This is a genomic window from Micromonospora sp. A3M-1-15 (assembly GCF_024213425.1).
Taxonomy (GTDB): Bacteria; Actinomycetota; Actinomycetes; order Mycobacteriales; family Micromonosporaceae; genus Micromonospora; species Micromonospora chersina.
Genome location: NZ_JANAVK010000003.1, coordinates 782,801 through 809,122, shown reverse-complemented (window position 1 = coordinate 809,122; position 26,322 = coordinate 782,801). Strand labels below are relative to the sequence as shown.

At 69.4% G+C, this 26,322-nt stretch carries 27 protein-coding genes and 1 pseudogene; 13 read left to right on the top strand and 15 right to left on the bottom strand.

What is annotated here, in order from left to right; translation table 11 throughout:
* The first annotated feature begins 26 nt into the window (after positions 1-26).
* Together NLX85_RS18925 and NLX85_RS18920 are read left to right on the top strand one after the other, a co-directional pair.
* Positions 27-1,289, top strand: coding sequence for an HAD-IA family hydrolase (locus NLX85_RS18925; RefSeq protein ID WP_254336921.1), 1,263 nt, complete (start codon positions 27-29; stop codon positions 1,287-1,289).
* Positions 1,261-1,638: an EthD family reductase gene (locus tag NLX85_RS18920; RefSeq protein WP_254336919.1), complete on the top strand. Its 378-nt coding sequence runs from the start codon at positions 1,261-1,263 to the stop codon at positions 1,636-1,638. The genes NLX85_RS18925 and NLX85_RS18920 overlap by 29 nt, the downstream gene beginning before the upstream one ends.
* Positions 1,639-1,928: 290 nt before the next feature.
* Here NLX85_RS18920 and NLX85_RS18915 read toward each other — a convergent pair whose 3' ends face one another.
* The 3 genes from NLX85_RS18915 to NLX85_RS18905 all read right to left on the bottom strand — a co-directional run bounded on the left by NLX85_RS18915 (position 1,929) and on the right by NLX85_RS18905 (position 4,022).
* A complete protein-coding gene (locus tag NLX85_RS18915) occupies positions 1,929-2,852 on the bottom strand; it encodes an AEC family transporter (protein ID WP_254336917.1) in 924 nt (307 codons plus the stop codon).
* The gene (locus NLX85_RS18910; RefSeq protein ID WP_254336915.1) at positions 2,849-3,070 is read right to left on the bottom strand and encodes a hypothetical protein; all 222 of its coding nucleotides are present in this window, start codon (positions 3,068-3,070) and stop codon (positions 2,849-2,851) included. Before NLX85_RS18910 ends, NLX85_RS18915 begins: the two co-directional genes overlap by 4 nt.
* Positions 3,071-3,308: 238 nt before the next feature.
* Positions 3,309-4,022 carry a DUF2625 family protein gene (locus tag NLX85_RS18905; protein ID WP_254336913.1) on the bottom strand — a complete coding sequence of 238 codons (714 nt, stop codon included), beginning with the start codon at positions 4,020-4,022 and terminating at the stop codon, positions 3,309-3,311.
* 307 nt (positions 4,023-4,329) lie between these two features.
* Here NLX85_RS18905 and NLX85_RS18900 point away from each other — a divergent pair, with 307 nt between their 5' ends.
* The 3 genes from NLX85_RS18900 to NLX85_RS18890 all read left to right on the top strand — a co-directional run bounded on the left by NLX85_RS18900 (position 4,330) and on the right by NLX85_RS18890 (position 7,211).
* Complete coding sequence (locus tag NLX85_RS18900) at positions 4,330-5,565, top strand: WD40 repeat domain-containing protein (protein ID WP_254336911.1); 1,236 nt, start codon at positions 4,330-4,332, stop codon at positions 5,563-5,565.
* 505 nt (positions 5,566-6,070) lie between these two features.
* A complete protein-coding gene (locus NLX85_RS18895; RefSeq protein ID WP_254336909.1) occupies positions 6,071-6,724 on the top strand; it encodes a Type 1 glutamine amidotransferase-like domain-containing protein in 654 nt (217 codons plus the stop codon).
* Between the two features lie 22 nt (positions 6,725-6,746).
* Entirely contained in the window at positions 6,747-7,211 is a 465-nt protein-coding gene (locus tag NLX85_RS18890) for a VOC family protein (RefSeq protein ID WP_254336907.1), read from the top strand.
* Positions 7,212-7,341: 130 nt separating this feature from the next.
* On the opposite strand, the gene NLX85_RS18885 is transcribed toward NLX85_RS18890, so the two are convergent.
* Positions 7,342-8,226: a class I SAM-dependent methyltransferase gene (locus NLX85_RS18885; protein ID WP_254336905.1), complete on the bottom strand. Its 885-nt coding sequence runs from the start codon at positions 8,224-8,226 to the stop codon at positions 7,342-7,344.
* A gap of 99 nt (positions 8,227-8,325) precedes the next feature.
* Here NLX85_RS18885 and NLX85_RS33725 point away from each other — a divergent pair, with 99 nt between their 5' ends.
* Complete coding sequence (locus NLX85_RS33725) at positions 8,326-8,715, top strand: tyrosine-type recombinase/integrase (RefSeq protein WP_374628108.1); 390 nt, start codon at positions 8,326-8,328, stop codon at positions 8,713-8,715.
* 35 nt (positions 8,716-8,750) lie between these two features.
* On the opposite strand, the gene NLX85_RS18880 is transcribed toward NLX85_RS33725, so the two are convergent.
* Both NLX85_RS18880 and NLX85_RS18875 read right to left on the bottom strand, forming a co-directional pair.
* A complete protein-coding gene (locus NLX85_RS18880; protein WP_254336903.1) occupies positions 8,751-9,782 on the bottom strand; it encodes an NAD(P)-dependent alcohol dehydrogenase in 1,032 nt (343 codons plus the stop codon).
* 5 nt (positions 9,783-9,787) lie between these two features.
* A complete protein-coding gene (locus NLX85_RS18875; protein WP_254336901.1) occupies positions 9,788-10,210 on the bottom strand; it encodes a hypothetical protein in 423 nt (140 codons plus the stop codon).
* Positions 10,211-10,325: 115 nt separating this feature from the next.
* On the opposite strand from NLX85_RS18875, the gene NLX85_RS18870 reads away from it, so the two are divergent.
* Complete coding sequence (locus tag NLX85_RS18870; protein WP_254336899.1) at positions 10,326-11,129, top strand: helix-turn-helix domain-containing protein; 804 nt, start codon at positions 10,326-10,328, stop codon at positions 11,127-11,129.
* Between the two features lie 229 nt (positions 11,130-11,358).
* On the opposite strand, the gene NLX85_RS18865 is transcribed toward NLX85_RS18870, so the two are convergent.
* From NLX85_RS18865 to NLX85_RS18845, 5 genes are all read right to left on the bottom strand, one after another.
* On the bottom strand, positions 11,359-12,183 hold the full coding sequence (locus tag NLX85_RS18865; protein ID WP_254336897.1) for a MarR family winged helix-turn-helix transcriptional regulator: 825 nt from the start codon (positions 12,181-12,183) through the stop codon (positions 11,359-11,361).
* 636 nt (positions 12,184-12,819) lie between these two features.
* Positions 12,820-13,512 (bottom strand): hypothetical protein, encoded by a 693-nt coding sequence (locus tag NLX85_RS18860; protein WP_254336895.1) that lies wholly within the window; start codon positions 13,510-13,512, stop codon positions 12,820-12,822.
* A 471-nt stretch (positions 13,513-13,983) separates the two neighbouring features.
* Positions 13,984-15,438: an MFS transporter gene (locus NLX85_RS18855; protein WP_254336893.1), complete on the bottom strand. Its 1,455-nt coding sequence runs from the start codon at positions 15,436-15,438 to the stop codon at positions 13,984-13,986.
* Positions 15,439-15,498: 60 nt separating this feature from the next.
* Positions 15,499-16,239 carry an SDR family oxidoreductase gene (locus NLX85_RS18850; protein WP_254336890.1) on the bottom strand — a complete coding sequence of 247 codons (741 nt, stop codon included), beginning with the start codon at positions 16,237-16,239 and terminating at the stop codon, positions 15,499-15,501.
* Positions 16,240-16,277: 38 nt separating this feature from the next.
* Positions 16,278-16,682, bottom strand: a complete 405-nt coding sequence (locus NLX85_RS18845; RefSeq protein ID WP_254336888.1) for an SgcJ/EcaC family oxidoreductase — start codon at positions 16,680-16,682, stop codon at positions 16,278-16,280.
* Between the two features lie 344 nt (positions 16,683-17,026).
* Here NLX85_RS18845 and NLX85_RS18840 point away from each other — a divergent pair, with 344 nt between their 5' ends.
* Both NLX85_RS18840 and NLX85_RS18835 read left to right on the top strand, forming a co-directional pair.
* A complete protein-coding gene (locus tag NLX85_RS18840; RefSeq protein WP_254336886.1) occupies positions 17,027-18,055 on the top strand; it encodes a sigma-70 family RNA polymerase sigma factor in 1,029 nt (342 codons plus the stop codon).
* A gap of 163 nt (positions 18,056-18,218) precedes the next feature.
* Positions 18,219-19,142, top strand: a complete 924-nt coding sequence (locus NLX85_RS18835; protein WP_254336884.1) for a hypothetical protein — start codon at positions 18,219-18,221, stop codon at positions 19,140-19,142.
* On the opposite strand, the pseudogene NLX85_RS18830 reads toward NLX85_RS18835, so the two are convergent.
* Together NLX85_RS18830 and NLX85_RS18825 are read right to left on the bottom strand one after the other, a co-directional pair.
* Positions 19,060-19,711 (bottom strand): annotated as a pseudogene (locus tag NLX85_RS18830) (HAD family hydrolase). The gene NLX85_RS18835 and the pseudogene NLX85_RS18830 sit on opposite strands and share 83 nt — an antisense overlap.
* Positions 19,708-22,137, bottom strand: a complete 2,430-nt coding sequence (locus NLX85_RS18825) for a low temperature requirement protein A (protein WP_254336882.1) — start codon at positions 22,135-22,137, stop codon at positions 19,708-19,710. The pseudogene NLX85_RS18830 and the gene NLX85_RS18825 overlap by 4 nt, the downstream one beginning before the upstream one ends.
* A gap of 63 nt (positions 22,138-22,200) precedes the next feature.
* Between NLX85_RS18825 and NLX85_RS18820 the strand changes: the two genes are divergently transcribed.
* Positions 22,201-22,392, top strand: a complete 192-nt coding sequence (locus tag NLX85_RS18820) for a hypothetical protein (protein ID WP_254336881.1) — start codon at positions 22,201-22,203, stop codon at positions 22,390-22,392.
* Between the two features lie 352 nt (positions 22,393-22,744).
* On the opposite strand, the gene NLX85_RS18815 is transcribed toward NLX85_RS18820, so the two are convergent.
* Positions 22,745-23,521: a zinc-binding dehydrogenase gene (locus tag NLX85_RS18815; protein ID WP_254336879.1), complete on the bottom strand. Its 777-nt coding sequence runs from the start codon at positions 23,519-23,521 to the stop codon at positions 22,745-22,747.
* Between NLX85_RS18815 and NLX85_RS18810 the strand changes: the two genes are divergently transcribed.
* A complete protein-coding gene (locus tag NLX85_RS18810; protein ID WP_254336877.1) occupies positions 23,438-23,797 on the top strand; it encodes an SDR family oxidoreductase in 360 nt (119 codons plus the stop codon). The genes NLX85_RS18815 and NLX85_RS18810 overlap by 84 nt on opposite strands.
* Before the next feature lie 231 nt (positions 23,798-24,028).
* On the opposite strand, the gene NLX85_RS18805 is transcribed toward NLX85_RS18810, so the two are convergent.
* Positions 24,029-24,439 carry a helix-turn-helix domain-containing protein gene (locus tag NLX85_RS18805; RefSeq protein ID WP_254336875.1) on the bottom strand — a complete coding sequence of 137 codons (411 nt, stop codon included), beginning with the start codon at positions 24,437-24,439 and terminating at the stop codon, positions 24,029-24,031.
* Positions 24,440-24,480: 41 nt separating this feature from the next.
* Here NLX85_RS18805 and NLX85_RS18800 point away from each other — a divergent pair, with 41 nt between their 5' ends.
* Both NLX85_RS18800 and NLX85_RS18795 read left to right on the top strand, forming a co-directional pair.
* Complete coding sequence (locus NLX85_RS18800; protein WP_254336873.1) at positions 24,481-25,194, top strand: NADPH-dependent F420 reductase; 714 nt, start codon at positions 24,481-24,483, stop codon at positions 25,192-25,194.
* A 531-nt stretch (positions 25,195-25,725) separates the two neighbouring features.
* Positions 25,726-26,184 (top strand): SRPBCC domain-containing protein, encoded by a 459-nt coding sequence (locus tag NLX85_RS18795; RefSeq protein ID WP_254336871.1) that lies wholly within the window; start codon positions 25,726-25,728, stop codon positions 26,182-26,184.
* Positions 26,185-26,322 lie beyond the last annotated feature (138 nt).

Genomic DNA, 26,322 nt, shown 5'->3' with positions numbered 1-26,322 from the left:
ATTTCCGAAGCGACGGGGATGGCTTCGTGAGACGTTTACCGCTACCCGGGACAACCAGGGATCTGGCCGAGCAGGCTGCGACCACGGTCGGCCTGCTGCCCAGCCCTGGCGGCGTGATGGCCCTTCCACCCCTGCCGGAAGAGGACCACTTCTGCAAGTCGTGTGGTCTGCGATACGGCGACCTGACCCCGTCTGCGGCCCTCGGGCTGATCCGCAGCCATCCCGCGCAGTACCGCCGCCGGCTGCAACACCTGTCCGTCGACGTCCTGCGTCGGCGGCCCGCCTCCGGGGTGTGGTCGGCGCTGGAGTACGCCTGCCATGTCCGCGACGTCTACGATGTCTACGACACCCGGGTTCGCAGCGCGCTGACCGAGCACGAGCCCACGCTCGAGCCGATGCGCAACGACGAGCGCGCTGCACAGCGCGCCTACAACCAGCAACCGCCGGCCGCCGTACTGCTGGACCTCGAACGGAACGCCGACCGGTTCGCCGCCCTCACGAGTGAGATCAGCGAACCGCAGTGGAGCCGGACAGCTGTCCGGCTCCCCGGGGAACGCCGCACCGTCCTGTGGATGGTTCGGCAGGCCGCGCACGAAGGGCTCCATCACCTCCACGACATCGGTTCGGGCACGAACGACAAGGCGGTGTTGTTCGACGCCGACGGCGTGCTCGTCGACTCCTACCCCGCGTACCACCGGATCTGGAGCCGATGGGCCGACCACCGCAACCTCGACCCGGACCTGGTCTGGTCGCACACCCACGGCCGCCGGCCCGTCGACACCATCCAGGCCGTAGCGCCACACCTCGACGCCGCCGCCGAATACTCGCTGATCCGGGAATTCATGGCGAACGAAGGCGACGGCTTTCCCGTGTACCCGGACGCCGCCGCAGTGTTGCGCCTGTTGCAGGACCGGCGGTGGGGCGTCGTGACCTCAGGCCGAACGCCCACCGTCCTGCAACGCCTGCGCGCAGGCGGGCTACCCGACCCTCCGGTCCTGGTCGACAGCAGCCAGGTCCGCCGCGGCAAACCGGATCCGGAGGGCTACCTACGCGCGGCTCAGCTCCTCGACGTGCCGGCGCCCGACTGCCTGGTCATCGAGGACGCTCCCGCCGGCGTCGAAGCAGCCCGAACCGCCGGCATGACAGTGGTCGCGGTACGCACCACCCACCTTGACGACGAACTCGCCGGCGCACACCACCGCGTCGACACCCTCAGTGACACCGTCCCACTCATCACCGGCTGGCTGGAAGGACACACCCATGCACCAGGGACCCGAACGACTCGCTGATTCTGGCGGCCTCCCGTGCTCCGACTCGAACGGCTCGACTCACAAGCTGCTGGTCCTGTATCCCGAACCCGCCGATCCCGACCACTTCCGCGACTACTACGTCACCAACCACCTCCCGCTGGTCGCCCGCATGCCCGGCCTGCTGGCGTGGCGCTACAGCTTCGACGTGGCAGCGACGCAGGGAGAGACGCCGTACTTCGCGGTCTTCGAAGCCGAGTTCGCCGACGCCGCGGCAATGACCGCGGCGAGGGCGTCGCCACAGGGCCGGCAAGTGACCGCCGATGTCGCCAACTACGCCACCGGCGGTGTGGTCGTCATCCACTATCCGGTGCAGCACGGCACCGCCTGAACCTGGGACTTTGGCGCCCGGTATCCACGGAGCGCACCGGTGGCCTCAGCACCAACGCGCCAGCCCCGGCGGGCCGACACCGCGGCCGTCGACGATCGGCCGAACGTCCTGGGCCGTCCGTGCCGACCCGACACAGCACACGGCCCGCTGCCGGCGAGCGCGCTCGACCGAGCGATCCGTGATCAGCAGCGACGGCCCCCACCGCACGCTTTCCGAAGGCGTGCAACGTCCAGACTGAACAAGGTCAAGGCGCGACTCACCATGATTGCTGGACGAGTCACCTGACGGACCTACCCGAGCAGCGCCGCCGCCGCGGCCAGGGTGGCCAGCGACAGCGTCGTGGTCACCACCACCGCCCGGTTGGCCACCGCCTCGCCGACGCCGTACTCCTGGCCGAAGATGAACGTGTTCTGCGCTGTCGGCAGGCCCGCGCACACCACCACGGCGAGCAACTGCGGCGCGGACAGGTGCAAGGCCAGCCCGGCCGCGTACGCGATGACCGGCTGTGCGACGAGCTTCAGCGCGGTGATCACGGCCAGCTCGGCCGGCTCGGGCGGCTCTGCCCGCGCCGGCGCCGTGCGGTGCAGCGACGCGCCGAGCGCGACCAGGGCGGCCGGAACCGCGGCACCCGCCAGCAGGGTGAGCGACGCGCCGGCCGCCGACGGCAGATGCAGGCCGGCAGCCGAGCACGCGACACCGAGCAGCGACGCCAGGATCACAGGGTTGCGTACCGGCAGGGAGGCGATACGGCGGACCCGCACCCGCCCGGCCGGGTCGCTGTGCCGGTCCAGGGCGACCAGGATCACGGGCGTCACCACCAGCACCTGCAGCAGCACCACCTCCGCCAGGAACGACACGCTGCCGAGAACCTGCGTTGCGATCGGGATGCCGAGGTTCGCCGAGTTCACGTACCCGGCGGCCATGCCCCAGATCGGCCGTTCGCCGGGCTTGCGACCGAACAGCCGGCTCGCGCCGACCCACCCGAACCCGACGACCGCGGCAGTGCTCACGGCAAAGGCGAGCAGCGAGCGGCCGGCGAACCCGGAAAGCGGCATTCGGGACAGGGCCAGGAACAGGGCGGACGGCATCGCAAGGTGGAACACGAAGCGGCCGAGCACCGACGCCACCGCCTCGCCCAGCAGGCCCCAACGACAGGCCGCGTAGCCGACCGCGGTAAGGATCCAGATCGGTACGAACGCCGACACCAAGCTCATGCGGGCGTGACCGGCGGGCGGGCGTCGCGCCGGCTCAGGGACTGGCGGGCGTACGGGTCGAGAAACCCGGCGACGTTCTCCACCTGGGCGCGGATGTCATCGACCTGCCGCAGGGTGAGCCCGGTTCCGTGACACTCCACGGCGCATTGGCTGGTCTTCAGATACACCGACGCGTCCACGGTGCGTACCAAGCCGCCGGGCAGCCGGGGGTTGTCCACGTGTACGTCGGTCGCGAAGCCACGCGTTCAGCCTCGCACCCCGTCCGGACCGAGCAAACATCCCGCTCATCCGCAGCTTCACGGGGTCATCCCCGACGTGCACATCTGCCGCCGACCGGGCGTGGCTCTCGGTAGTTGATCGGCTGTCGCCGATACGCCCGGACGCGCCCGATGAGAGTCCATCGTTGCTGAGAGTGCATCGTTGGGAATCAGGCTGTGGGTGTCGACGCTGGCCGCTTTACACGAGGCGGATGTGTGCCGCCGAGGTGTCTGGTTCCGCGGCGAACCGCGCAGCGAACTCGTCTTGTAACGAGAACAGTTCGTCCATGGGGGCCGGCCGCCGGGTGGTGCCAGCGAGGTCCTGGTGCGCTTCGCGCGACCACAGAAACGGGTAGACCGTCATGCCGTGCGACAAGGGCAATTTACGTGTCTCCTCTTGCCAGCCCGGCCAGCGCAGGGACTCGTAGAACTGGCCGGTACCGCCCTCGGCGATCCACGACAGCCAGGCACCGTGACCAGCGCCGAGGGACTCCCACTCCAACGTGTCCGGCCCGAAGTAGCACACGTCGCCGGGCTCCCCGGGTCGGCCGATGGTCGCCGGATCGGGGCCGTTGACCTCGAACCGTCCGCCGAGCACGTCGTAGCCGACCACCAGCGCCGCAGGCGCCTGCTCATCGCCCGGCAGCCCGTTGACCTCCGCCAGCGAGGGCAGACCGCGCTCACCACCGCCGCCGAGCACACGCAGCCAGCCACCGTCGATTAGCAGACCACCGGTGTGCAAAGCCAACGCGCCCAGCCGCGACCGCGTGGAGACCTGCAGGCGGTACAGGCTGTCCCGCCCGGCGGCTGCAGAGACCGGCAAGATGTTGATGTGCGGATTCGACAGCAGTTCCGTTTCGAGCGCTGGCCACGCAGGATCGGATGTAGCCGTCAGCTCCTCTACGGTGCGCATCCGATCATCATGCCTCGGCCGCTGCACGCCGGCGAAGTGTGTCCCGCTGACCCGCTGGCCCCGGTTGAGCAGAGCCGGACTGCCACCAGGTGGAGTTGGTTCGTGGGGTCGTGCGGGGGACGCCCTCATCTGCCGCCGTCCGTGCGCAGGTAGACGACGAGCCGTCACGCTCGGTGTTCGGCGTCCCGTGGTGCCCGGCATCCTGAACTGCCGAGAAGCGGATGGTCGGTGTGAGAGCACGTTGCCCCGCTCGACGGCCTAGCAGTCTTGGGCTTGGATGCGGCCGGTGGTCCGCTACAGTCCGCCCGTGCCGACCGAGGACTTGCTGCTCACCCATCCGGACCCTCCGACACCCAGACACTTGCACCTCGCGGTCGATGGCGCCCGTCTGCTACGCCGCTCATGGCGAGGCAGCGCTAAAGGTCGGCACAGTGCCCGCGACTTCCCCAACCTGCAGGCCGCTCGCGATGCCCTCGCACGTGAGGCCGCCACTCGAATGCGCGAAGGCTACGTCTTCGTCCGTGACTCGGCCGGCACCCCACCTGGGGAGCTCGTCCTACGCTGCGCCCCGCCGAACCGCGACGGCCCACAGACCTTCGACCTGCATCCACACGGCCACACCCTCGCAGTTGCCTCGCTGCACCGTGACGCCTACGGCGCTGACCTGCACCTCGTCGACGTCACAACCGGCCGGCGCCGACTCCTGCACACCGAGACAGCCGGCACCGGCCGCGGGGGGCAGACGTTCATCCACACCGTGCTGTTCGATGCCGACGGCACCGGCTTGGTGTACACGCTCAACGGCGAGACGCGTCACCTCGACCTCAGCACCGGCACCACCCGCGTTCTCGCACGCTATGAGCAGTTCAGCACGGCTCGGTTCAACCCTTTCTGCGCCCGGCCGGTCCAGGACGGCACCCGGCAGCGGCTGCTTCTGTTCGACACCGATGACCGGGTCCGTGTCCGTGCCACCAGCACCGGCGATGACGTGCTGGTGCTGCACACCGCCGACCAACCCGAGTGCCGCGCTGGGGCCTTGTCGCCCTCCGGGCGGCTGCTTGCCCTCGCCTACGGCGTGCACGACTCCACGGTGCAGCTGTGGCACGTCGACACCGGCCGGCTACTGCAAAACACCCGATTCCCGTTCCCGTTCACCAGCACGACCGGCCGCACCGGGATCGGCCACTTGGGATTCGACCCCACCGAACGGTTCCTTCTCGCCACCGGCGGCTTCGCAGAGGGACCGTTCGCCCTGCCCGTCAACGGCGACACCCTCGCCTGGGCCGTGCCCGACCCGTACCGCACCGACCGCTACGGCACCTGCTTCAGCTGGCAGTACTCCCCACACGGAGATCTCCTCGCCATCGGCGGCCGTCTCGGCGCCAGCCTGCACCTGCCTAACGGCGAGCCCTCACCGATGGCGCTGGCACCGTCGCACACCGGCCGCACCCACCGCGTAACCTTCTCCGCCGACGGCACCTTGCTCGCTTGCGGTGGCGACACCGGTCAACTGTCCGTGCACCACGTGCCCAGCCCGCCCTGACCTATCGGCGCATCTCGAGGCAACCCGCGTCCTCGCTCGGCCTCGATTCAGCGAGACCCTGGGAATGCAAGGCTCAGGACCAGGTGCACGGATCTGCCGCTCTGGGCGGACCGGCGTGCATCGCTGCTGGTGACGCACGGTGATGTATGACTACCTCTCCTGCTCTCGCTTCCAGCGTCGTACCGACCAATCAGCTCATTCTGCGTGCCGCGGTGCCGCCTTTCTGGGCCGCTACCGTGGGAACTCGCGTCCATACTGAGTCCGACCTGCGAGTCTTCTTCCGCTGGTGCACCAACCAGGCCCTTGATCCGCTCGCCGTGGCGCGGATGGACGTCGAGCGGTACGTGCGCTGGCTTCGCTCAGGGCTCTGCCGATGTGCGTGCGGGGGGCTTGAGGGGTCGCAACGGCGATGAGTTTCGCTACGGTGTCCAGTCTGTACTCCCGTGCACCCCTTTCCCGACTCTCGGGGAGAGCGTTTCAGCACCTCTACGTACAGGAGGCAAGCGTGAAGCTTCTTCTCACGTCCGCAGGCGTCCAGAACCCGAGCATCCGCGATGCGCTGGTCGACCTGCTGGGCAAGCCGATCGCCGAATCCAGTGCCCTCTGCATCCCTACGGCGGTCCACCCCATGGGCGGGCCGGCCTCGGCCTGGCGCTTCATCACCGGTCAGACGCCGCTACCCATGTGCGGCCTGGGCTGGAAGTCGCTGGGCGTCCTCGAGCTGACAGCGCTGCCCAGCATCGGCGAGGAGCGGTGGGTCCCCTGGGTCCGGGAGGCTGACGTCATGCTCGTGGCCGGCGGCGATGCGACGTACCTGTGCCACTGGATGCGGCAGTCCGGGCTGGCGGACCTCCTGCCGTCGCTGCGGGACACCGTCTGGGTGGGGTTGAGTGCTGGGAGCATGGTGCTGACCCCCCGGATCGGTGCGGACTTCGTCGAGTGGCAGTTCGCGCCCGACGACCGCACACTGGGGGTCGTCGACTTCTCGATCTTCCCGCACCTGGGTCTCGAGCCGGACAACACCATGGCTGGTGCCGAGAAATGGGCGGCCGAGATCGCGGGTCCGGCGTACGCGATCGACGACGAGACGGCCATCAAGGTGACCGACGGCACCGTCGAGGTCGTCTCCGAGGGGCACTGGAAGCGGTTCCCCGCGTAGCCGCGGGCCAACAGTGATCGGCGTGGCGAAGCACCCGCTCATGCCGCTGATTGCGCGCGGATCTGCCGATGACAGCGGGTCGCAGCCTTCGTATGTTGGCGCCATGGCGACTTTTTGGACCTTGGGATGCGATGCCGGCGATCCGCAGCGGATCGCTGCGTTCTGGGCGCTGGCCCTCGGCTATGTCAAGGAATCTGGCTTCGACGAGCCCGATAGCGCGTCCATCATCGACCCGGACGGCCGGGGCCCCGCCATCAGTTTCCTGAAGGTGCCCGAGGGCAAGGCCAGCAAGAACCGCATGCATATTGATGTTCGGGTGGCCGGTCCAGGCCCCTGGGACATGGTCGAGCGCGCCCGACTGATCCGGCAGAAAGTCCCCGAGTTGGTCGCCGCCGGCGCGACGGTGGTCCGAGAGGAGGGGTACGGCGACGTGCTCGGTCACGTCGTCATGCAGGATCCCGAGGGCAACGAGTTCTGCGTCGCATGATGCCACGCTCACGGCCCGCGTTTCGGTATCCGGATCTGCCGCGGTCCGGGCGCTAACGGTGGGTGGCTTGCAGGACTTGCGGACACGCGTGTCCGGTGCGTCGGTGAGTGCGGGGTGGCGCGGTGCGTCCTCAGCGGTTCCAGTGCGGACGCCCTGCGCGAAGGAACGCCGTGGCCATCGTGCGCCGCATTGGCGTGCCGGCCGCGGCCAGGGCGGTCATGTACGTGTCGAGACACTCGCGTTCGTCGTCGTTCAGGGCGGCGGCGATTGCTTCGCCGTAGGTGGGGACCAAGGGGTTGGGTGCCACGCGCTTGAGTGTTTCCCAGTCCCCGATCGGGTCGGCGGGTACGTCGACCTGGGCGTGGTAGTCCAGTTCCACCGCCTCGAAGCCGGCGGTCACCGCCCAGTCGACGAGGTCACGCTCGTCGAAGTCCATCATCGGTCGCGTGGTTTCCTCGGTGGTGCCCCGGTAGACGTCGGCGACCTTGGCGATCAGGTCGTTTAGGGGCGAGTCGCCCATGCCGAACAGATCATCGGGCCGTAGCTGTTCCACGAAGCGGTTGATGGGCTCGAACAGGGAAATCCGTCCGCCCGGCCGCAGGACCCGGAAGAACTCCGCGAAGGCGGCGGCCTTGCGATCGGAGTAGATGAGCACCGACCGAGTAGTCACGACGTCGACAGAGGCGTCAGCAATTCCGGCGAGATCATCGGCCGACGCGACCACAAAGCTGCACCGCCCGTCGCCACTGGCAGTGCGCCGGCACTCGTCGAGCACATCCAGTGAGACATCGCAGAAAATGACACGGCCGTCCGGGCCGAGTCGATCCAGCGCGCCGAACCCGATCAGTCCCGTCCCGCAGCCCACGTCGAGGACCACGTCGTCGGCCGCCAGGCCAGCTCCCTCAAGGACGCCGTCACGGAACGCCGCCAGCTCCGGGGCATAGCGGGCACGCAAGGCCGCGCTGTTGCCGTCCCGGCGGGTCAAGAGCCACTGGGCCCACTTGTCCGTCGCCACCGGGTCATCGTAAGCCCGACGCATACACGGACATCCGTGTACAGGCCTTGACCACGGCGCTCGGATGAGCCGCACCGGGCAGGCTGGCGTTCATGCCTGGTGGTTTCGCACGGTGATATATGGCTACCTATACTGCTTCCGCCTCCAGTACCACGCCGGCCGATCAGCTCGTTCTGCGCGCCGCGGTGTACTACCCATGGTCGGCGGATGGACCGGCACTCCGCCACTTGGCGCCTCAAACACCTCGCCGCTGCCGCAGGGATCCGGATGCCGAGGATGCATCCCCACATGCTTCGGCACACGTTCGTGACCACCATGCTCGACGCCGGCGTCAGCCTCCGCGACATGCAGATCGCCGCCCGCCACGCCGACCCGAGAACCACCATGCGCTACGACAGCGCCCGAAAGAACCTCGACGCCACCCCAACTACATCCTCGCCGCGTACATGGCCTCCGGGACATAGCCAGCGCTCACGGCTCTGCCGATGAGCGTGTGTGGCGGATTCCGCCGCCACACAGACCGGTTATCGGATTTCGATGATGACCTTTCCGAACGGGCTGGCCGACTCGTAGTGCCGGAACGCCGCGCCGGCTTCCTCGAACGGGAACGCTCGGTCGGTGACAGGCCGAAGCTGGTGCGCGGTGATGATCTCGTTCAGCTTGGTGAACTGGGCGTGACTTCCGACTGCCAACGCCCGGACCGTCGCGGCGACACCGAACAGCAGGCGAGGATCGAGTGGTGGCCAGTCTCCGGAGAGGGACCCTACGAACGCCACGTGGCCGTTGATGGCAAGCGACTTCAGTGACTGCTCCAGTGTTCCGGCAGTGTCGACGACCCGGTCGACCCCTCGCCCGCCGGTGATGTCGCGGACCGCGGTGTGCCAGTCGGGAACGGTGCGATAGTTGACGACCTCGTCAGCGCCTAGGTCACGAAGCCGCTGCTCCTTCTCGGCCTGGCCGGTCGTGGCGATCACTTTCGCGCCGAGAAGCTTGGCCAGTTGTACCGCGAACAGTGATACGCCGCCCGAGCCGGTGGTCAGCACCGTGTGCCCGGGCTGGATCCCAGGACCGTCCCCGGTCAGCGCGTTCCACGCGGTGACCGCAGCGCACGGCAGCGTTGCGGCTTCGGCGTAGGAGAGGTGTTCGGGGATCGGGAGGAGGGCTTGCTCCGGCAGGACGGCGAGTTCGGTAAGCATGCCGTCGAGGGAGCCTCCCAGTTGTGGCAGGGATGACGGTTCCAGGGGACCGTCCCGCCACTGCGGGAACAGCGCGGCGGTGACCCGGTCACCGGGTCGCACCCGCTGGACACCTGGCCCCACGGCGATGACCTGCCCGGCACCGTCGGAGACGGGGATGACATCCGGTTTGACCGGCAGCACGTAGCGCCCCCGCAGCACCAGCAGGTCGCGGAAGCTCAGCGAGACGGCCTGGACCGCGACTGCGACCTCGCCGATGCCTGGCGTGCGCGGTTCGTGGGTACGCAGCGACAGGCCATCGATGCCGTCGCCGCTGTTGACATGGTAGCTGCGCACGGACGGGGGCAGCGTCGCAGTCATCGCGGTCATCCCTCGATGAACTGGTAGTCGCTGACGATGCGCCCGTCCGCTCCGAGCACGAGGATCTCCAGCCCGACACCGGCCACGTCGCCACCGTCGCGAGGCACCATCTCCCAGCGAAACTTGACCACGTCGTGGAGCCGCTCCGCATCCCCGCGGGAGCGGAACACGAAGATGCCCGGGGCGATGAACTCTTCGTACGCGCGCCTCACCCGCACCTCCAGTTCGTCATGCCCGCGCGCCTCCAGGACGAGATGATCGAACCCCAGGCCCTCGGCGGCCTGTCGCATTTCGTGAGGCGGCTGCAGGACATGGACCCCGTCGGTGGACCAGAGCTCGCGAACGGCGGCGCGGCGACGTTCCGGGTCGGGCTCGCTCCACACCGCGACGTAGCGGTCGGTGAGATTCCTCAGGTCGATGTCAGTCATAGTGATCTTTCGGGTCGTGATGATCGTTACGACCACGACTGTTCTGCCCCGAACGCGCCGCGACAATTCCCCGGAGGGAATCGCCAGCAGGCGCGGCACCCGGTACACAGGAAGAATGATCACCGAATCCGCGAGCGGCGGACTCGCGGGTGCGTTGCGCACATGGCGCACCCGACGACGCGTCAGCCAACTCGAACTGGCCGTGCGGGCCGGCACCACGCAACGGCACGTCAGCTTCATCGAGAGCGGACGCTCAACACCTGGCCGGGCGATGATCATACGGCTGGCCGAATCGCTGGAGGTGCCGATCCGCGAACGCAACGAACTGCTCCTCGCCGCCGGATTCGCGCCCGCGTACCCACAGCGCGAACTGGACGACCCTCAACTGGCACCGGTCCGAACCGCCCTCGAACGCGTCCTGCACGGGCACCTGCCGTACCCGGCCGTGATCGTCGACCGGCACGCCGACCTCATCTCCGCCAACGCCGGCTTCCACATGATCACCCGCGGAGTGGACCCACACCTGCTCACCCCACCCGTGAGCGTCCCCCGAGTCCTGCTGCACCCCCGCGGTCTCGCACCCCGCATCGTCAACCTCGACGAATGGGCCTGGCACATCATCGACAGCGTCCAAGCCGAAAGCGTCCGCAACCCGAGCGACCGGCTCCAGCGCCTCGCCGAGGAACTCGTCAACCTGGCACCCCCGCGGCCACGGCAACTCTCGCCACATCACCTCGGGTTCGCGGTGCCGCTGCACCTGCGCACGAGCGACCCAGACAACCGGGAACTGCGGCTCATCACCACACTCACCCACTTCGGCACCGCCACCGACGTAACCATCGCCGAACTGCGACTGGAAGCATTCCTCCCGGCCGACGAAACCACCAGTGCCGCACTGGCCGAACTCGTTACGTGGTGAACACCATCCGCTCATACCGCGCCGAGGGCGCTGGCATCGAGGTCGGCAGCCCTTCTATATGCCGTTGCCTGTCGATGTCGTCTGCCGGTTACGTCGTATGGTTCCGACCAGGCGGAGCCACGGACGATGAGCTCGACGGGCATGCTGGCCCGGAGGAATCGTCGCCGTCCATGCGATGCCGCAGGTGCCGGGGTGAGCTGGTGTCGTTACCGTCGCCTGATGCGCCCGCTCAGTCGTCGACTTCCTGTGCCGCGGTGGCGATCGGCTCGAGCCCCGCGATCAGCTCGTCGATCTCGTCGGGGGTGAGCACGTCGTACGCCGGCGCCGCCAGCTCGTCGGTGAGGGCCTCGATCCGCTCCTTGGTCTCCCGGCCGGCGTCGGTGAACCCGCCGGCGGCGTCCACGAGGCCGCGGCGGCGCAGCCCGTCGACGACACCGGCGAGCTGTGCCTTGGGCAGGTGGTGGGTCCGGCCGAACTTCTCCGCCCGCATGCCGAGGGAGAGGGCGAGCAGGACGTGGGCCTCGGTGCCGCCGATGCCGTGGGCGAGGAGGGCGGCGTTGTGGCCGTCCCCGCGGTGCTCCCGCAGCAGCGTCGCCGCGTGCCAGAGCCTGGCCACCGGCTCCGCGGGCACGTCGAGCGCCCGGAGCCCGGCGTACAGCGCGCGGCCCTCGGTCGGCGCGCTGACCGCTGCCCGGGTGGCCAGATCGGCGACCCGCACCAGATCGGGGGAGTCGGCGAGCGGACCGATCCTCTGTCGCAGCGCTGCGGCGCTGCCCCGCTCGCGCACCGCGATCGCCTCCTGCGGGGTGGTCTTCCCCCAGACCCACGGGATGTGGCGCGCCACCTCGCCGTCGGCGAAGTTGTAGAAGACCGCGTGCACCACCTCGGCCGGCGCCAGGCCCAGCGGCGCGGCCCGGCCCGCGAAGTACCCGTCCCAGTAGTTGCGCATACCCAACGCCAGGAACGCCTCGTTCGGCACCTCGGAGAAGGTGACGGTGGCGATCGGCTCGACGAGCTCGAACATGCGGTGGACCTTGGTCTGCGGGTGCGTCATCGGTGGCAGCTCCTGTGGTCGTGACGGCGCCTTCGTGGACCGCCTCTCACCGTAGCTACGAACAAAGCGGCCCGGATACGACAACTCCGGTCGACATCACCCCAGCCAAGATCGGGCTAAGGCCATGCCGCTGGTAAGACGCGGCATTCCTGAGCGCTCGGCCTGGTTCACCTGCTCGGTCTGGCCGCTGTGGCCTGGGTTGTCCTGGTGGTCATGGGAATACAGCGTCGGCAGTGGTCCTGGTGGTTCCTGCCGGCGCCGGCGGTCGTCGAGGATTGGCGCGTACCGCATCCGTGCGGCCGACACGTCAACCGGGCGTGAGCTCCGCAGGGGCGGGACCGCCGGCTGCTGGTCCTGTCGGGCTCCAGTTGATGCGTTACGGATCAGTGTCGGTTCGCCGTCCGACTGTGCACTCGTCGGGCCGGGCGGGCGAGTCGGCAGACCAGGTGGCCCGACGGCGGTGGGAGCACCCTGTGAGCAAGGGCTGGCCAGTGGCGCAGCTGCCGCCGCCCCGTCGGCTGGCTACTTGACACCCGGGAGACCTGCGTTCCGATCAGCACGGCATGAGAGCGCGACATGGCTCACGCCGGAGGCGGCCGCTGTACCCGCGATCTGCGCGTGCCCGCAGCCCGCAGGTCAGCCAGCTGCGTTGAGCCACCGTCGCCAGCTCGTGCGGGTGGTCCGTTGCTCGGGGTGCGCGGCCACGTGCAGAACGAACTGCGCTCGGAGCCGGACCGAGGGGTCGTCGGCCGAGGTCAGCATCTCCACCGCGTGGAAGAACAACGGGTCGTCGATATGGCGGACCAGACAGGCGTACGCCCAGTCCTTGCACCGGTACGGTCGCCTCAACGCCGCGAGGATCAGCGCAGCGATCTGAGGCTGGATGTCGTCAGGGAGACCGCCGCGATCGAGCCGGCGAAGAACTCCCTCCTTGGTGCCCCAGCGGGACCACATCCACGACTCCGGCGCGTCCCACTGGTCGGGATACTCCGCCTCCCACTGCAGGTACAGCACGGCGAACGGCGCCCACAGCCCGCGTGCCGTATCGTCACCGTCCGCGGCATCGCGGAAGGCGTGGAAGGGCCCGTAGATCGTCTGCTCCTGATGCCACCGGAAATCGGCGCGCGCCTGATCCAATGCCGCGCCTAGGCGAGTCTGGCTGGACCTCGACCGGTAATGCGCGGCCCACAGGGCATTCGAGCGGTGCAGCGCTTCGCTCGCCGCGGCGAGGATTGCCTGATGGCGGGCCAGCGCACGGTGACGGATGACCGGATCAGTCGCCACCAGGTCGAACAGCCAGGAGTAGTCGCCGCGCGGCTCCGCAAACACCACAGCAGCCTGCCACTTCGGGTCGAGCGGACTGCGGTCAGGTCTGTGTCACGTACGGAGCCGACAGCCTCGCGGAGTCCGACAGCGTCTACGGCACCGACCAGGGCAACCTCGCCACCGTGACCTCCCCAGCTGTCGCCGACGGCTCCGAAACGTTCTCCCGACCGCGCGCCAGGTTGGAACCGTGGTGGTCACCATCTGGCGCAGGAACGGGTAGCTGACCTACCTGCCCACATGCTGTCATCGGCGCCGGCGTCGGCCTGGTGCCGACCGGGCGGCCCGTGGCTCTCTCGGAGAGTCGGCTCGGACGATCCGATGCGCAATGCCGCTCACTATGCCGTTCTCTGGAGCCGTTCCCGTGCGCTGTCCACTGGTGCAGTGGGCGCAGTCGTGCCTCCTCGGCCCCGGTACGACGAGGTAGGCGACCGTCACTCGAAAGACGAGGACAAGTAGCTCATCCTGCTCGACGGGTCATCCCGTCTTGGATTCGACAGGTGCGGCATGTCCGGTGATCGTGGTCGGCGCGAGTCGGCGGTGTCGTGGTAGCACCATGCCGGCGGCGGTGGCTGCGAAGGCGAGCGCGGCGGAGACGCTCATTGCCGGGACGTAGCCGTTGCTGAATGCGCGAGCCGTGGCGTAGCCGCCGGCCGTGGCGAAGACGGCGCCGGTGAGGGCGACCCCGAACGCGCCGCCGAGCTGGCGGAGGGTGCTGAAGGTGCCCGAGGCCCGGCCGATGTCCTGCGGCGCGACGCGGCTGACGACCGATTTGGTGACGGCGGGAAGGGCCAGCGAGAACCCGAGGCCGCCGACGGTCATCGCGACGGCGGTCGTGGCGTACCCGATGCCGGGCTCGGAGATCAGCGCGATCCATCCCATGCCGACGCCGAGCAGGAGCGTGCCGGCGATGACGAGCGTCCGTTCGCCGATTCGATCGGTGAGCGCGCCCGCCCGTGGCGCGATGAGGAACGGCGCGATGCCCCACGGCAGCAGCCGCAGGCCGGCTTGCAGTGCACCGTGGCCGAGTGCGACCTGCTGGAATTGGGCGGTGAAGAAGATCGCGCTGGTCAGCGACGCGTTTGTGAAGAAGACCGCGGCGTTGCCGGCGGAGAAGGCCGGCGAGCGGAACAACCGCATCGGCAGCATGGGGGTAGGGGTTCTCAGCTCCCTGATGATGAACAGGCCGCCGAGCACGATCCCGCCGGCCAGCGTCGCCAGGGTCTCGGCGCTGCTCCATCCGGCCGCGTTGCCGCGCACCAGAGCCCAGGTGACGCCGAGCGCCGAGCCGGCGGCCAGGGCCAGGCCCGGAAGGTCGAGCGCACCGCCGGGCCCGCGGGTCTCGACAATCCGGCCGAGCACCAGCGGAATCGCGATCAGCGTGATCGGAACGTTCAGCCAGAAGATCCACTGCCAGGCGAGGTCCTGGGTGACGACGCCACCCAGGACTGGGCCGGTGATCGCGGCGAGCCCGGTGACGCTGCCGTAGATGCCCGTCGCCCAGCCGCGTCGCTCGGGCGGGAACGCGCCGTTGAGCACTCCCAGCGCGACCGGCATGATCATCGCGGCGCCGGCGCCCTGCACGACTCGCGCCGCGATCAGCGGGCCCGCCTGGGTGGACAGCGCGCAGGCGGCCGAGGCCGTGGCGAACAGGCCCAGCCCGATCGCGAACAGGCGCCGCCGCCCGTAGCGGTCGCCCAGCGCCGACCCGGTCATCAGCAGGACCGCGAAGCTGAGCGTGTAGGCGTTGACGGTCCACTCGAGATCCTCGAGCGACGCGCCGAGGTCCCGCTGAATGGCGGGCAGCGCGGTCGCCACCACCAGCATGTCCAGCACCACGATGAACGATGCGAGGGAGCTGAGGGCCAGAACCCACCGCTGCGCCGGGGTGGTGCGTGCCGGCGTTCGTGTTTTGTCCACGTTCTTCTCCATGAGTTGTCTGTCCGGTGCTCGGGTTCCGCCTCGCCCTGAGAGGCAGGTCAGGCGGAACGGTCAGGCGGCGAATCCGCCGTCGACGGTGATCGCGGTGCCGGTGATGTACCGGCCGCCGTCGCTGGCCAGGTGGGACACCGTCGCGGCGATGTCCGCGGCGGTGCCGTAGCGGCCGAGCGCGGTGACACCGCTGAGCAGGCCCGCCGCTGGGCCATCGGCCGGGTTCATGTCGGTGTCGATCAGGCCGCCGTGCACCACGGTGGCGGTGATCCCACGCGGGCCCAGGTCACGCGCCAGGCCCCGGGTCAGACCGGTCAGCGCGGCCTTGCACATCGCATACACGGTCATGCCATCCGCCGGGACCCGCTCGGTCAGAGCGCTGCCGATGGTGATGATCCGACCGCCTTCGGTCATGTGCCGCGCGGCGGCCTGCGAGGCGAGGAAGACCGCGCGCACGTCGACGGCGAGGATCCGGTCGAGCTCGGTCAGCGTGATCTGGTCCAGTGGGCCGCCGGTGAAGATGCCGGCGTTGTTGACCAGGATGTCGATGCCGCCGAGGACCCGCACGGTCTGCTCGACGGCACCGACGGCCTCGTCCGGGTCGCCGTTGTCGGCGCGGATGACCAGTGCGCGCCCGCCTTCGGCCTCGATCTTGTCAGCGACGACCTGGGCCTTCATGGCGGCGCTGGTGTAGGTGAGCGCCACCGTCGCGCCGTCGTGCGCGAGTCGCTGGGCGATGGCCGCGCCGATCCCGCGGCTGCCGCCGGTGACCAGTGCGACCCGCCCGGACAGTTGGGTCATCGTGTTCCTCCTCGTCGGTTGTCTGGCGGTGTTTGCGGTCAGGCGGCGGGGCAGTCGTGGTAGGCCTCGATGAGCCATCGGCCGGTGCGGTCGGACAGGACCCACGTCGCGATCGACCAGTGATCGGCGGGCGGCTCGTTCTCGCCGGCGCGGACGGTGACGCTGCGGCTGATCACGATCGCGGTGGCGTTGTCGAGGAACCGCACGTCCTGGACGCGATGGATGCGCCGAGTGCCAACGAGTTGGTCGGCGAACGCTGCTGCCATCGCGGTGCGGATCACCGCCTTGCTCAGGAGGGCGAGCCCGGGCAGTACCGCGGTCGCGTCGTCGGCGTAGTGGGCGACGAATGCGGCCACGTCGTTGTCCGCCCACGCGGCCGAGACGGCGTCGATCAGCGCTCGTACCGCATGCTCGTCGGTGTCCTGGGTCGTCGTGGAAGTCATTGGTCGTCCTCTCATCGATGTGTCTGTGCCTCGACTGACCTGGGGCCAGGGGGCCCGCGTCGCGGTTCGGGGGCCACCGCCACTTGGAGGGCGCGACGCCAGCGGCGACGGCCTCTGCGGCCTTTTGAAGCCTGAGATGAAGCGGATCGGGCACGAGTAGTGGCCGTACGAGCGCCGGGCGGCAGCTCGCCGGTCAGGAATGAAGACTCAGCGGATGGATCGGAGTGGTCGGCCACCTACAGCGACGTGGGCTTGGCCACACCGAAGCTCCGGGCCGATCACTTTCAGGCGGACCGTAGGTCTGCATCAAGACAGGTCAGGCCGCAGACGGGTGGAGTGACGACATGGCGCAAGCAGCGCAGGATCTGGTCCGGGAGCCTTACGCGGGGAGGGACGACGAGGAGTTCTCCCGGCTCACCGAGCCGTTTCGCCGCGAACTTCTGGCGCACTGCTACCGCATGCTGGGCTCGATGCACGACGCCCAGGACATCGTCCAGGAGACCTACCTGCGGGCCTGGCGCGGCTTTGCCGGTTTCGAGGGCCGATCGTCGCTGCGGGTCTGGCTGTATCGCATCGCCACCAGCGCCTGCCTCACCACCCTGAACCACCGCAGTCGACGGGTCCTGCCCTCCGGGCTGGGTCCGTCCGGCGACCCGGACCAGCCGCTGACGGTCGCCGGCCCAGACGTCGCTTGGGTCCACCCGCTGCCGGACGCGGCACTGCCCGCCGTGGACCCTGCCACGATCGTCACCACACGTAGCAGCGTCCGACTCGCCCTGGTGGCAGCTCTGCAACACCTTCCGGCCAGACAGCGGGCGGTGCTGATCCTGCGCGACGTGCTCGCCTGGCACGCCTCCGAGGTCGCCGATCTGCTCGACACCACCACCGACGCGGTCAACAGCGCGCTCGCCCGGGCCCGCGCGCACCTGGCTCGCACCGGCCTCACCGAGGATATGTTCGCCGAACCGGCCGATCCGGCCGACCGGATGCTGCTCGACCGGTACGCACAGGCCTTCCAGAACGCGGACACCGCGGCACTGCTACAGGTGCTGCGCGAGGACGTCACGATGGAGATGCCGCCACACCTGACCTGGTTCGCCGGACGCGACACGGTCACCCGCTTCCTCACCACCACCGTGTTCGACCGCGCCGGGGCGGTCCGCACGATCCCGGCGACGGCCAACGGCCAGCCGGCGCTCGCCACCTACACCCGCGGCGCCGACGGGCTCTACCACCCGCACGGCCTGCAGGTGCTCACCCTCACCCGAACAGGCGTCTCCCGGATCGTTTCCTTCCACGACCCGAGCCTCTTCGAGCCCTGCAGTCTCCCGACACGCATCGACGGGTCCGGCCGGCCCGTCGGAGGACGGTAGGCGCGGCACGACCACGCCAGGCCGCCGGTGCAGGCTGAGGAGCGTGGATTCGCGTCGCCCGTGTGGCGCTTCCGCTCGGGGATTCGCCGGACACTGTCGGCCCTGGGGCACGTAGTCGCCATGACAACGCCTGCCAGTCGGCACCACAGCCCTGCCGCCGCGCTTGACCACGTCGGTCAAGGAGTACTGGACCAGCCCGGCCCGGCCGCTCTACGAGGCCGCCTACGCTCACACCCAGCTCGGCACCGGACTCGTCCGCGCCGCGAGCGGCACCAGCCGCACCACCCTCGCCGAATCCGCGCTCCTCACCGCCCGGCTGGCGTTCTTCGACCTCAACCAACCCGCCATCGCCCAGCGCTGCTACGACGTCGCCCTCGCCGTCACCCGGGAAGCCGGAGACCACGCCCTAGCCGCCGCCGTCCTCGGCCACATGGCCTTCATCCCCGCCTTCCGCAACGACCCTTCCGCCGCCCGCCCACTGGTCGACGCTGCCCAGCACAGCTGGCAAGGCGTTAGCCCGGCCGTCCGCTGCTGGCTGCACTGCGTCGCCTCGGAGGGCGAAGCCCGCACCGGCGCCGGCGCAGTCAGTCGCCACCAGATCAACCTCGTCGTAACCGCGATTGAGGCCAACCCCACCCCGCCGGAATGGCTCGACTTCTACGACGCCGGTGGTTTGCACTCCTTCGCCGGCTACGCAGCCCTCGCGGCCGACGACCACACCGAGGCCACCGGACAACTCATCGAGGCCCTCGCCCGCCTGATCGTCAACGTGGCCAAGCAGCGCAGCGTCATCCTCGCCGACGTCGTCGCCGCACACAGTGGCGACGGAGACCACGCCGCCCACTGCCTCAACCAGGCGATGGACGCCCTCCACAACGACTGGTACGGCACCGGCCTGGAACGAGTAAGTGCTCTCCGGCCCGTACTCGCCGACAGCCGGCAGGTCAGACAGCTCGACGAACGGATCACCGCCCCGCCGCCAGCCGAGCGGGCCTACCCGGCAGCTAAGCCGCCGACTCGTTGTGCTTGCGCACCAGCTCCGGCAGCTCCGCCAGCGAGTCGAGCCGGAACAGGCATCGCTCGCTAACCGCCTTGTCATCGAGGATGTGCCCCAGGGGCCGCGCCGCACCAGCGCGGTCGCGATCCCGGCTTCCTGCGCGGGCCGGATGTCGTTGTCCAGCCGGTCCGTGACGTACAGCACCTGATCGGCGGGGCACCCCGCCTCCGCGACAACGCGCTCAACGCCGCCGACAGCTTCTCCACGCTCCAGCCGTCCGATGTGCCGATCACGTCCACCGGCAGGTCCAAGGCGCGCAGGATCGTCTCAGCTCGTGCCGTCTGGTTACCGGCCAGGCCGACCTGCACGCCCAACTCACGCAAGGCGGCCAGGCACGGCCGAGCATCTGGGTAGAGGTTCTGTTCGGAGAAGTGCTCGGGCCGACCGACCGCTGCGCGGCGCTCCCGCTCCCCGGCCAGGTCGAACCCGGGCCGGAAGACCTGGAACGTCTCCCGGTAGTCCAGGCCACGAGCGATCACCGCCCCGAAGACCGCCGAGAAGGTGTGCCGGGGCACTCCCAGCCAGTCCGCCCGGGTCCCATACTCCCGGGACTCGTCGACGATCGTCTCGCCCACGTCGAAGAACACACTCACGATCACCCTGCGATTGTGCCCTCCTTGCCTTGAAGCGGCGTGGTCGTGGCGACCGTGAGACCGAGCGCCGCGAGCAGCACCAGTGCCGCGAGACTGGGCAGCAGGATCGTTGCGGGAGCGGCAAGCGCCACCACCAGCGTCCCGAGCAGCCGCCGGCGGCAGAGGGCGCCACGAGCGCGCCACCAGATCAGCTGGTCACCGGCAAGGAAGAGCAACACGCCTCCGTACAGTGCGGCGTGACCCAGGGGCTCCAGCGGCGCGGCCGGCCGGTCCGCCACCTGCTCGAGCGTCATGGTCAGGCCCAAGGCGACCAAGATCAGCCCGGCGACGGGCAGCAGATGCAGATAGGTGTAGGCGTCTCGGGCCAGCGCGGCCCGGCGCCGAGCGTTCGACAGCTGAGGCAGGCGCTGGTGCAGCAGGCGGTCTGTGCCGGCGTAGGTCCACCACAGGGCGGCGAGCAGGGTGACGATGAACGTGATGGCGAGCAGGGCGGCCAGGGAGATCGGCGTGTCCGCCAGAGCAACGCCCGTGGAGATGAACCCCTCACCGAATGCGATCAGAACAATGAGGTGATACCGCTCCGTCCAGTGCTCGAGCAAGCGTATCCGCCAGTTGCGGGGACCGATCAGGTAGCCGCCCGCGAGGTCCACCACCAACGCGACTGCCCAGCACGCCGCGCTGACGGGCGAGATGGCCTCCCCGATCTCGGGAAAGGTCAGTGTCGCCCCCACGAGCAGTGACAACGCCGCCGCGGCGGGTACGGCGGCCCGGAACACCTGGGCTCGCAGCACTGGATTCGCCCTCGTGAACCACCAGAACGAGGCGATGTGCAGCACCCGAGTCGCCACGTAGCAGGTCACGACGATCAGCGGGCCGGGTAGCCCGCCGGGAACGCGACTGAACGCCTGTGGGGTGGCGATGCCGAGTATGAGCGTCAGCGCTGCTGCCGTCAGCGTGGTCACCCGCACCGATGTGGTGACGCGGGTCGTCGCGCTGCCCAGCCAGGCGTAGAAGCACCAGGACCACCACAGCAGGACCAGGACGCCGAGGCCCTGAATGACCCCTGCCGGCGATGGCTGGCGGGTCACCAGGACCGTGATCTGGATGAACGCGTACACGACCATCAGGTCGAGGAAGAGCTCGTTGGGCCGAACCGCGACCACTCGCCCCACCGTGGCGGAAATATCGCCGTGCAACCGGCGATGCCGGCCGTGGAAGACGGTGCGGTCGGCCACCACGACAGCGCCCGCACCGGCGGCGAGAATCGCCAGAGATCCCAGGGTCGGCATATTCAGGGCCACGGGTGTCACGGCGACGAGCAGCACGATGCCGAGCACTACACTGCGACCGACCAGGTTGATGGCGCGTTTCTCGAATGCCAGCAGCCCGAGCAGGTAGAGCACCGCTCCGCCGTAGAGGACGAGCACGCTGCCCGTGTCCCAGCGATCGGCGGTGCTCACCTCCGTGGAGCTCAGGGCGTGCTTGAGGCCGAGCGCAAGCAGAATGAGGCCACCCACCATCGGCAGGTGCAGCAGCGCGTAGGCGTCGCGGCCCAACAGCGCCTTGGCGTCATTCGGGAGGCGCTGCAGTGACTGTTCCGCGGCGAATCTGGCGATGTCAAAGTAGGACCACCACAGCACCGCCACCACGACGAAGCCCAGAGCCGATCCGACGATCACCGACCAGGTGATGGGCGGATCGCCAACCAGTCCGCGACTGGTGCCGATCGAGATGATCGTCTCACCCAGGGCGATGAGCACGATCAGGCTGTGGCGCTGGGCCCAGTGGCCCACCGACATGAGTTGCCAGTCACTCGTGCCGAGCGCCATCAGACCGAGGAAGTCGGCACCAGTGGCCACGGCGAACAGCACCAGCTGTACGAGGTGTGCCGGCGCCCACGTGGGCAGCAGCAAGGGAAGTGATGCGGAAGCCAGCAGCAACGGCGCGCTGGCGAACAGCGGCGTCCACGCCCGCCGAACAAAAGGGCGCCGGCCATCGGAATTCCACACAGCGACGCTCGCGACCAGCAGTGGCCCGAGGCGAACCAGCACGAACGCGATGGCGAAGACGAGCGGGCCCGGCAGACCATGCGGTCGGTCCGCGAACGCCTCGGGAATCGTGACGCCGACCACGAAGATGCAGGCTGCCGCCCCGAAGACGATCAGCGGCATGATGCCGCGGTCGAGGCGAACCAGGTTCCCGAGCCAGGCGTACGACACCCAGCACCGCCACAGCAGCGCAACCACCAGCAATCCCCGGACCAGGCCGACCGGGTGGAAGTTTGCCGACATCAGGTCGGTGACGTTGATGAAGGCGTAGACGAAGACCAGGTCGAGGAAGAGCTCCAGGCGCGTCACACCTCCGGGCGCGAACCGAATCCGCCTGGATATCGCGGCACGCAGCCGCTCGACCCCCGACGCGCTCGTGGCCACCCAATCACTGTGCCAACGAACCGGTGTCCGGGGGTTGGGATCAGCGAAGCTCGTAGCGGAGAGGTGCTCGCGTTCGATGCCGAGCTGCCGCGCAGACCTGCGCTCGCGCCCATGAGCCGGGACGTCACCGCGGGGTGGCAGCACGAGGGCGACAGCCAGCTGTATCAGGGTCACACCTGCCTCTGCCACGAGGTCGGCGTGTCGACGCGTGGCTCTGCGGTGCGCGGTGTCGGCGTCGGCGTCGGTTCAGCCTGAGCTGGCGTGTTGCGCGCTCACTCTCTTCGCCGACGCAGGCGGCGCTCAGGCGGAGGTCGCCCTGAAGGTCATCACCGGTTTAGGGCCGGGTCGACTCGGTCCTCCTCGTCGGCCGTCACCATCGCCGTGGGCGGGCATCCGGATCCCGCCGGCCAGCGGGTACCGCGGGCCGCGGGGTCGGGGGGAGCGGGGTGGGAGCAGGCGGGGCACGCATGCCGTCCATGCCTTGCAGGTGGGGCAGATTGGGGCCGGCGGATGTGCTGTCCGGGTGTCGGCGATTTGTCAGCCCCGTGCGGCGGCTGTGCCGTGCGGGGCGATGAAAACCTTGTCCGCCGTGCCGGTCCGCTGCGCTTCAAGGGCCGCCGGTAGCTGGTCCAGGCCGTAGAAGGCCGGACGCAGGCGGTCCAGGCCCAGGGTTGGCAGCATCTGCACGGCGCGGTGGTGCGTGTATGGGTTGATCACCGACCAGCGTCAGTTCGCGCGCGAAGATGTCGTTGGGGCGTACCCGGGCCTCGTCGTCGGGTCGGGCCACTCCGAAGACGAGGATCCGGCCGCCGCGCGACGAGACGGTGATCGCCGATTCCAGGATCCGGCCGGAGCCGACCGCGTCGATCACGCGCGGGAAGCCGAGCCCGTCGGTCAGCGCGGCGGCCTCGTCCAGCGACGCCGGGTCGAGGGCGACGTCCGCGCCCATCCGCAGGGCGGCCTCCCGCCGGTCGGCGCGCGGATCCAGCACCACGACCGGTGCGAGCCCGCGCGCCTTGGCGAGGGCGACCATCATCGCCCCGGCCGGTCCGGCGCCGAAGATGAGGATCGGCAGGCCCGAGCGCGGGTTCAGCTGGTCCATCCCGTGCAGGCAGCAGGCGAGCGGCTCGGTCAGCGCCCCGATCCACGGTGGCGTTGCGTCCGGCAGCCGGTACGCGATCCGCGCCGGCACCACCATCCGCTCGGTCATACCGCCGTCGAGCTTCACGCCGTACCCCCGCTTGCTGTCGCAGAGGTGTTCCTGGCCGAGGCGGCAGTACGTACACCGGGTGCAGTAGTCGTGTGGTTCGACGGTGACCAGGTCGCCGACCGTGAGCCCGTCGAGCTGCTCACCCGATCGCTCGCCGCCGAGCTGGGCCCGCACGGCATCACCGCCAACACGATCGCTCCCGGCATGATCGCCACTCCGATCGACGGCGAGTTCCCCCTGGACCGCCAGGCGTTCGAGGCCGCCTGGCAGGAGCGGATCCCTTTGCGCGGTGGCTATGGCACACCGGCCGACTGCGTGGGCGCGCTCCTGTTGCTGGCCTCCGACGCCGGCCGCTACATCAACGGCACCCATCTCGTCGTCGACGGAGGAGTGCTCGCCGACCAGATGCCCCGGCTGCGGTTCATGCCGCCGTACCGCAGCACACTCTGACCCTCCCGCCACGCCGCGTCGCAGGTGCCCGAGACCCCCGGGCACCGGCGGTGCGGCTCATCGGATCGGCGCCATTCATGGCGGTGGAGGAAGTCAACGCAGCGCGGTCAGGACCCCGCAGCACCGCCGCGCGGTCGTAGCCGGGACGAGGAGGGCGTCGCCGGCCGAACGAAAAGGCCATGGGCGCTCGGACGCCTTCTGCCATTCAGGCTCGCCGCTGGGTCGGATGCTTCAGCGGCGACGCCGAGCGGATCCGGGCCGGATGGACCTCTCACGCGCCTCGAACCGTTCCTGAGCGTCAAGAACCGCGTCGGCGTACCGGGTGGCCCAGGCACCCATCGCCTCCATCGGCTCCAGCAGCGCGCCGCCCGCTTCCGTGAGTGCGTAGTCCACGCGGGGTGGCACTTGCCGGTACGGCCGGCGCTCCACCAGGCCGTTGTACTCCAGCCGGCGCAACGCGTCGTTGAGTACCTTGGGGCTGATCCCGCCGATCCGGGTAAGGAGCACCGCCGGACGCATCGGACCGTACGCGGCGATCGTGAAGACCACGACGCTGTCCCAGCGGTTGGCGAGCACCTCGAATGCCACGCGGGCCCGGCAGTCGGAGGTGTAGTCGTCGAGCTGGTCAACGGGATCACCCATGCGCCCATCCTGCACGACCTCTTGCATACCGTTCGGTGTGCATGGACCTGCCTATCGTCCTGAACGGCGGTTGCGTACCGAGCCGCCGCAAAGCGAGAGACGGAGCAGACGTGAAGATTGGCATACTCGGCACGGGCGGTATGGCGGCGGCGCTCGGCGGCGCGTGGACTGCGGCCGGGCACGAGGTGGTGATCGGCGGTCGGAATCAGGTGCGGGCGGAGCAGACCGCCGGGCGAATCGGCGCCGCCGGGTATGGCAGCCTCGCGGACGCGGCGGGCCACGGCGACGTCATCCTCGTCGCGGTCCCGGCGGCGGAGGCACCGCAACTGGTGGGCGGCCTCGCCGGGTGCCTCGCCGGTCGGACGGTCATCGACTGCACCAACCCTGTCGTACCGACCAGCGACGGGCTGATGCTCAACACCGGTGGCACCACGTCTGTGGCGCGGCAACTGGCCGCCGCCGCGCCCGATGCGCACGTGGTGAAGGCGTTCAACCTCTGCCACGCGAGCATCTGGACCCTGCGTCCGCCAACCTTCGAGGACGTACCACTGGCCGTACCCTACTGCGCCGACCACGCCGAGGCAGCCACCGCGTCGGAGACCCTCATCAGCTCGATCGGTTGCACGCCGGCGCCGTGCGGCGGGCTGGCGCGGGCGGCGTACCTGGAGGCGACAGCGGCGCTGGCGATCGGGCTGTGGTGGGCGGGCCAGCAGCCGCGCCGCGCGTTCCCCTCCCTGGCAGAGACGCATGGCTGAGTTTGTCGAGTACGGCGGATTCGGGACGTAGGCCCGTGCTCAGCCGGGTTCGGGTATCCGCGAGCGACCACCACACCGGGCGCCGCGCCGAACATCCGCCCATGCCGCTGTCCGCGCGAGCCGATCAGCTGCAGCCAGTTTCGCGGCCCGAGATGATCACGATTTACGGCTGGAGTATTCGAGCACGCGCGGGCCTAACCGGCCTTTCCGCGCGGCCTTCATTCCCGCCCTGAAGGGCGGAGCACTGGCCCGCAGCTAGGTAGCGGCGCACCATCACCTGGTACGCGCCCGCCGGGCAGGTCGTGGAACTCCGCCACCATGTCGTTGACCTGCGCGCCCAACCGGTGCAGGACCGCTGGCGCTGCTGGCAAGACGGCGTCGCCTATGACCCCACCCGCCACCGAGCACTTCCTGCCGTCCTCGCCTCCGCCGCCTGACACAGGGCTACTCGCTGATCGCGCATCGCGGAGGCACGACTTCAGCCGGTGTGAGTGCAGGTCGATCCCGAGCGCCGGGCACTAGATTCACCTCATGTACTCGACCCAGGTGTCCCACCTCGTCAAGGCGCCGCGCTCGACTGTCTTTCGGGCACTGCTCGACCCGGCTGCGGTCGCCAAGTGGCGGGTGCCCACCGGCATGAGCGGCCACGTGCACGAGTTCGACGCGCGCGAGGGCGGCTCGTTGCGCGTGTCGCTCACCTACGAGGCACCGGACAATACCGGCAAGTCGACGGCACACACCGACAGCTACCACGGCCACTTCGTCAAGATCGTGTCCGACGAGCAGGTGGTCGAGGTGGTCGAGTTCGAGACCGACGATCCCGCACTGCGCGGCGCGATGACCATGACCACGACGCTCACCGACGTGGACGGCGGCACCGAGGTCGTCGTCGTGCATGACGGCATTCCCGACGCGATCCCGGCCGAGGACAACGAGACGGGTACGCGCATGGCCCTGGCGAACCTCGCCAGACTCGTCGAACTGGACTAGCACGGCCCTGTCATAGCCGCTGGTCGGGCGTTGGCTGCTCGGCAGGTGGGGCGCATCCGACCATGCCGAGAACAGTGCGTGTGATCCTGGCGAGGTCGAGGCTTGGTCGCGCGCGCCAACAGCCTGGTACTGGAACGG

Bases quoted from the DNA above. Each gene is read 5' to 3' on its own strand.
- NLX85_RS18805 (WP_254336875.1), bottom strand. From the start codon at position 24,439: ATGGGTGATCCCGTTGACCAGCTCGACGACTACACCTCCGACTGCCGG.
- NLX85_RS18850 (WP_254336890.1), bottom strand. From the start codon at position 16,239: ATGACCCAACTGTCCGGGCGGGTCGCACTGGTCACCGGCGGCAGCCGC.
- NLX85_RS18870 (WP_254336899.1), top strand. From the start codon at position 10,326: ATGATCACCGAATCCGCGAGCGGCGGACTCGCGGGTGCGTTGCGCACA.
- NLX85_RS18880 (WP_254336903.1), bottom strand. From the start codon at position 9,782: ATGACTGCGACGCTGCCCCCGTCCGTGCGCAGCTACCATGTCAACAGC.
- NLX85_RS18905 (WP_254336913.1), bottom strand. From the start codon at position 4,022: ATGCGCACCGTAGAGGAGCTGACGGCTACATCCGATCCTGCGTGGCCA.
- NLX85_RS18800 (WP_254336873.1), top strand. From the start codon at position 24,481: ATGGACCTGCCTATCGTCCTGAACGGCGGTTGCGTACCGAGCCGCCGC.
- NLX85_RS18875 (WP_254336901.1), bottom strand. From the start codon at position 10,210: ATGACTGACATCGACCTGAGGAATCTCACCGACCGCTACGTCGCGGTG.
- NLX85_RS18920 (WP_254336919.1), top strand. From the start codon at position 1,261: ATGCACCAGGGACCCGAACGACTCGCTGATTCTGGCGGCCTCCCGTGC.
- NLX85_RS18840 (WP_254336886.1), top strand. From the start codon at position 17,027: ATGGCGCAAGCAGCGCAGGATCTGGTCCGGGAGCCTTACGCGGGGAGG.
- NLX85_RS18845 (WP_254336888.1), bottom strand. From the start codon at position 16,682: ATGACTTCCACGACGACCCAGGACACCGACGAGCATGCGGTACGAGCG.
- NLX85_RS18855 (WP_254336893.1), bottom strand. From the start codon at position 15,438: ATGGAGAAGAACGTGGACAAAACACGAACGCCGGCACGCACCACCCCG.
- NLX85_RS18865 (WP_254336897.1), bottom strand. From the start codon at position 12,183: ATGACGCACCCGCAGACCAAGGTCCACCGCATGTTCGAGCTCGTCGAG.
- NLX85_RS18795 (WP_254336871.1), top strand. From the start codon at position 25,726: ATGTACTCGACCCAGGTGTCCCACCTCGTCAAGGCGCCGCGCTCGACT.
- NLX85_RS18915 (WP_254336917.1), bottom strand. From the start codon at position 2,852: ATGAGCTTGGTGTCGGCGTTCGTACCGATCTGGATCCTTACCGCGGTC.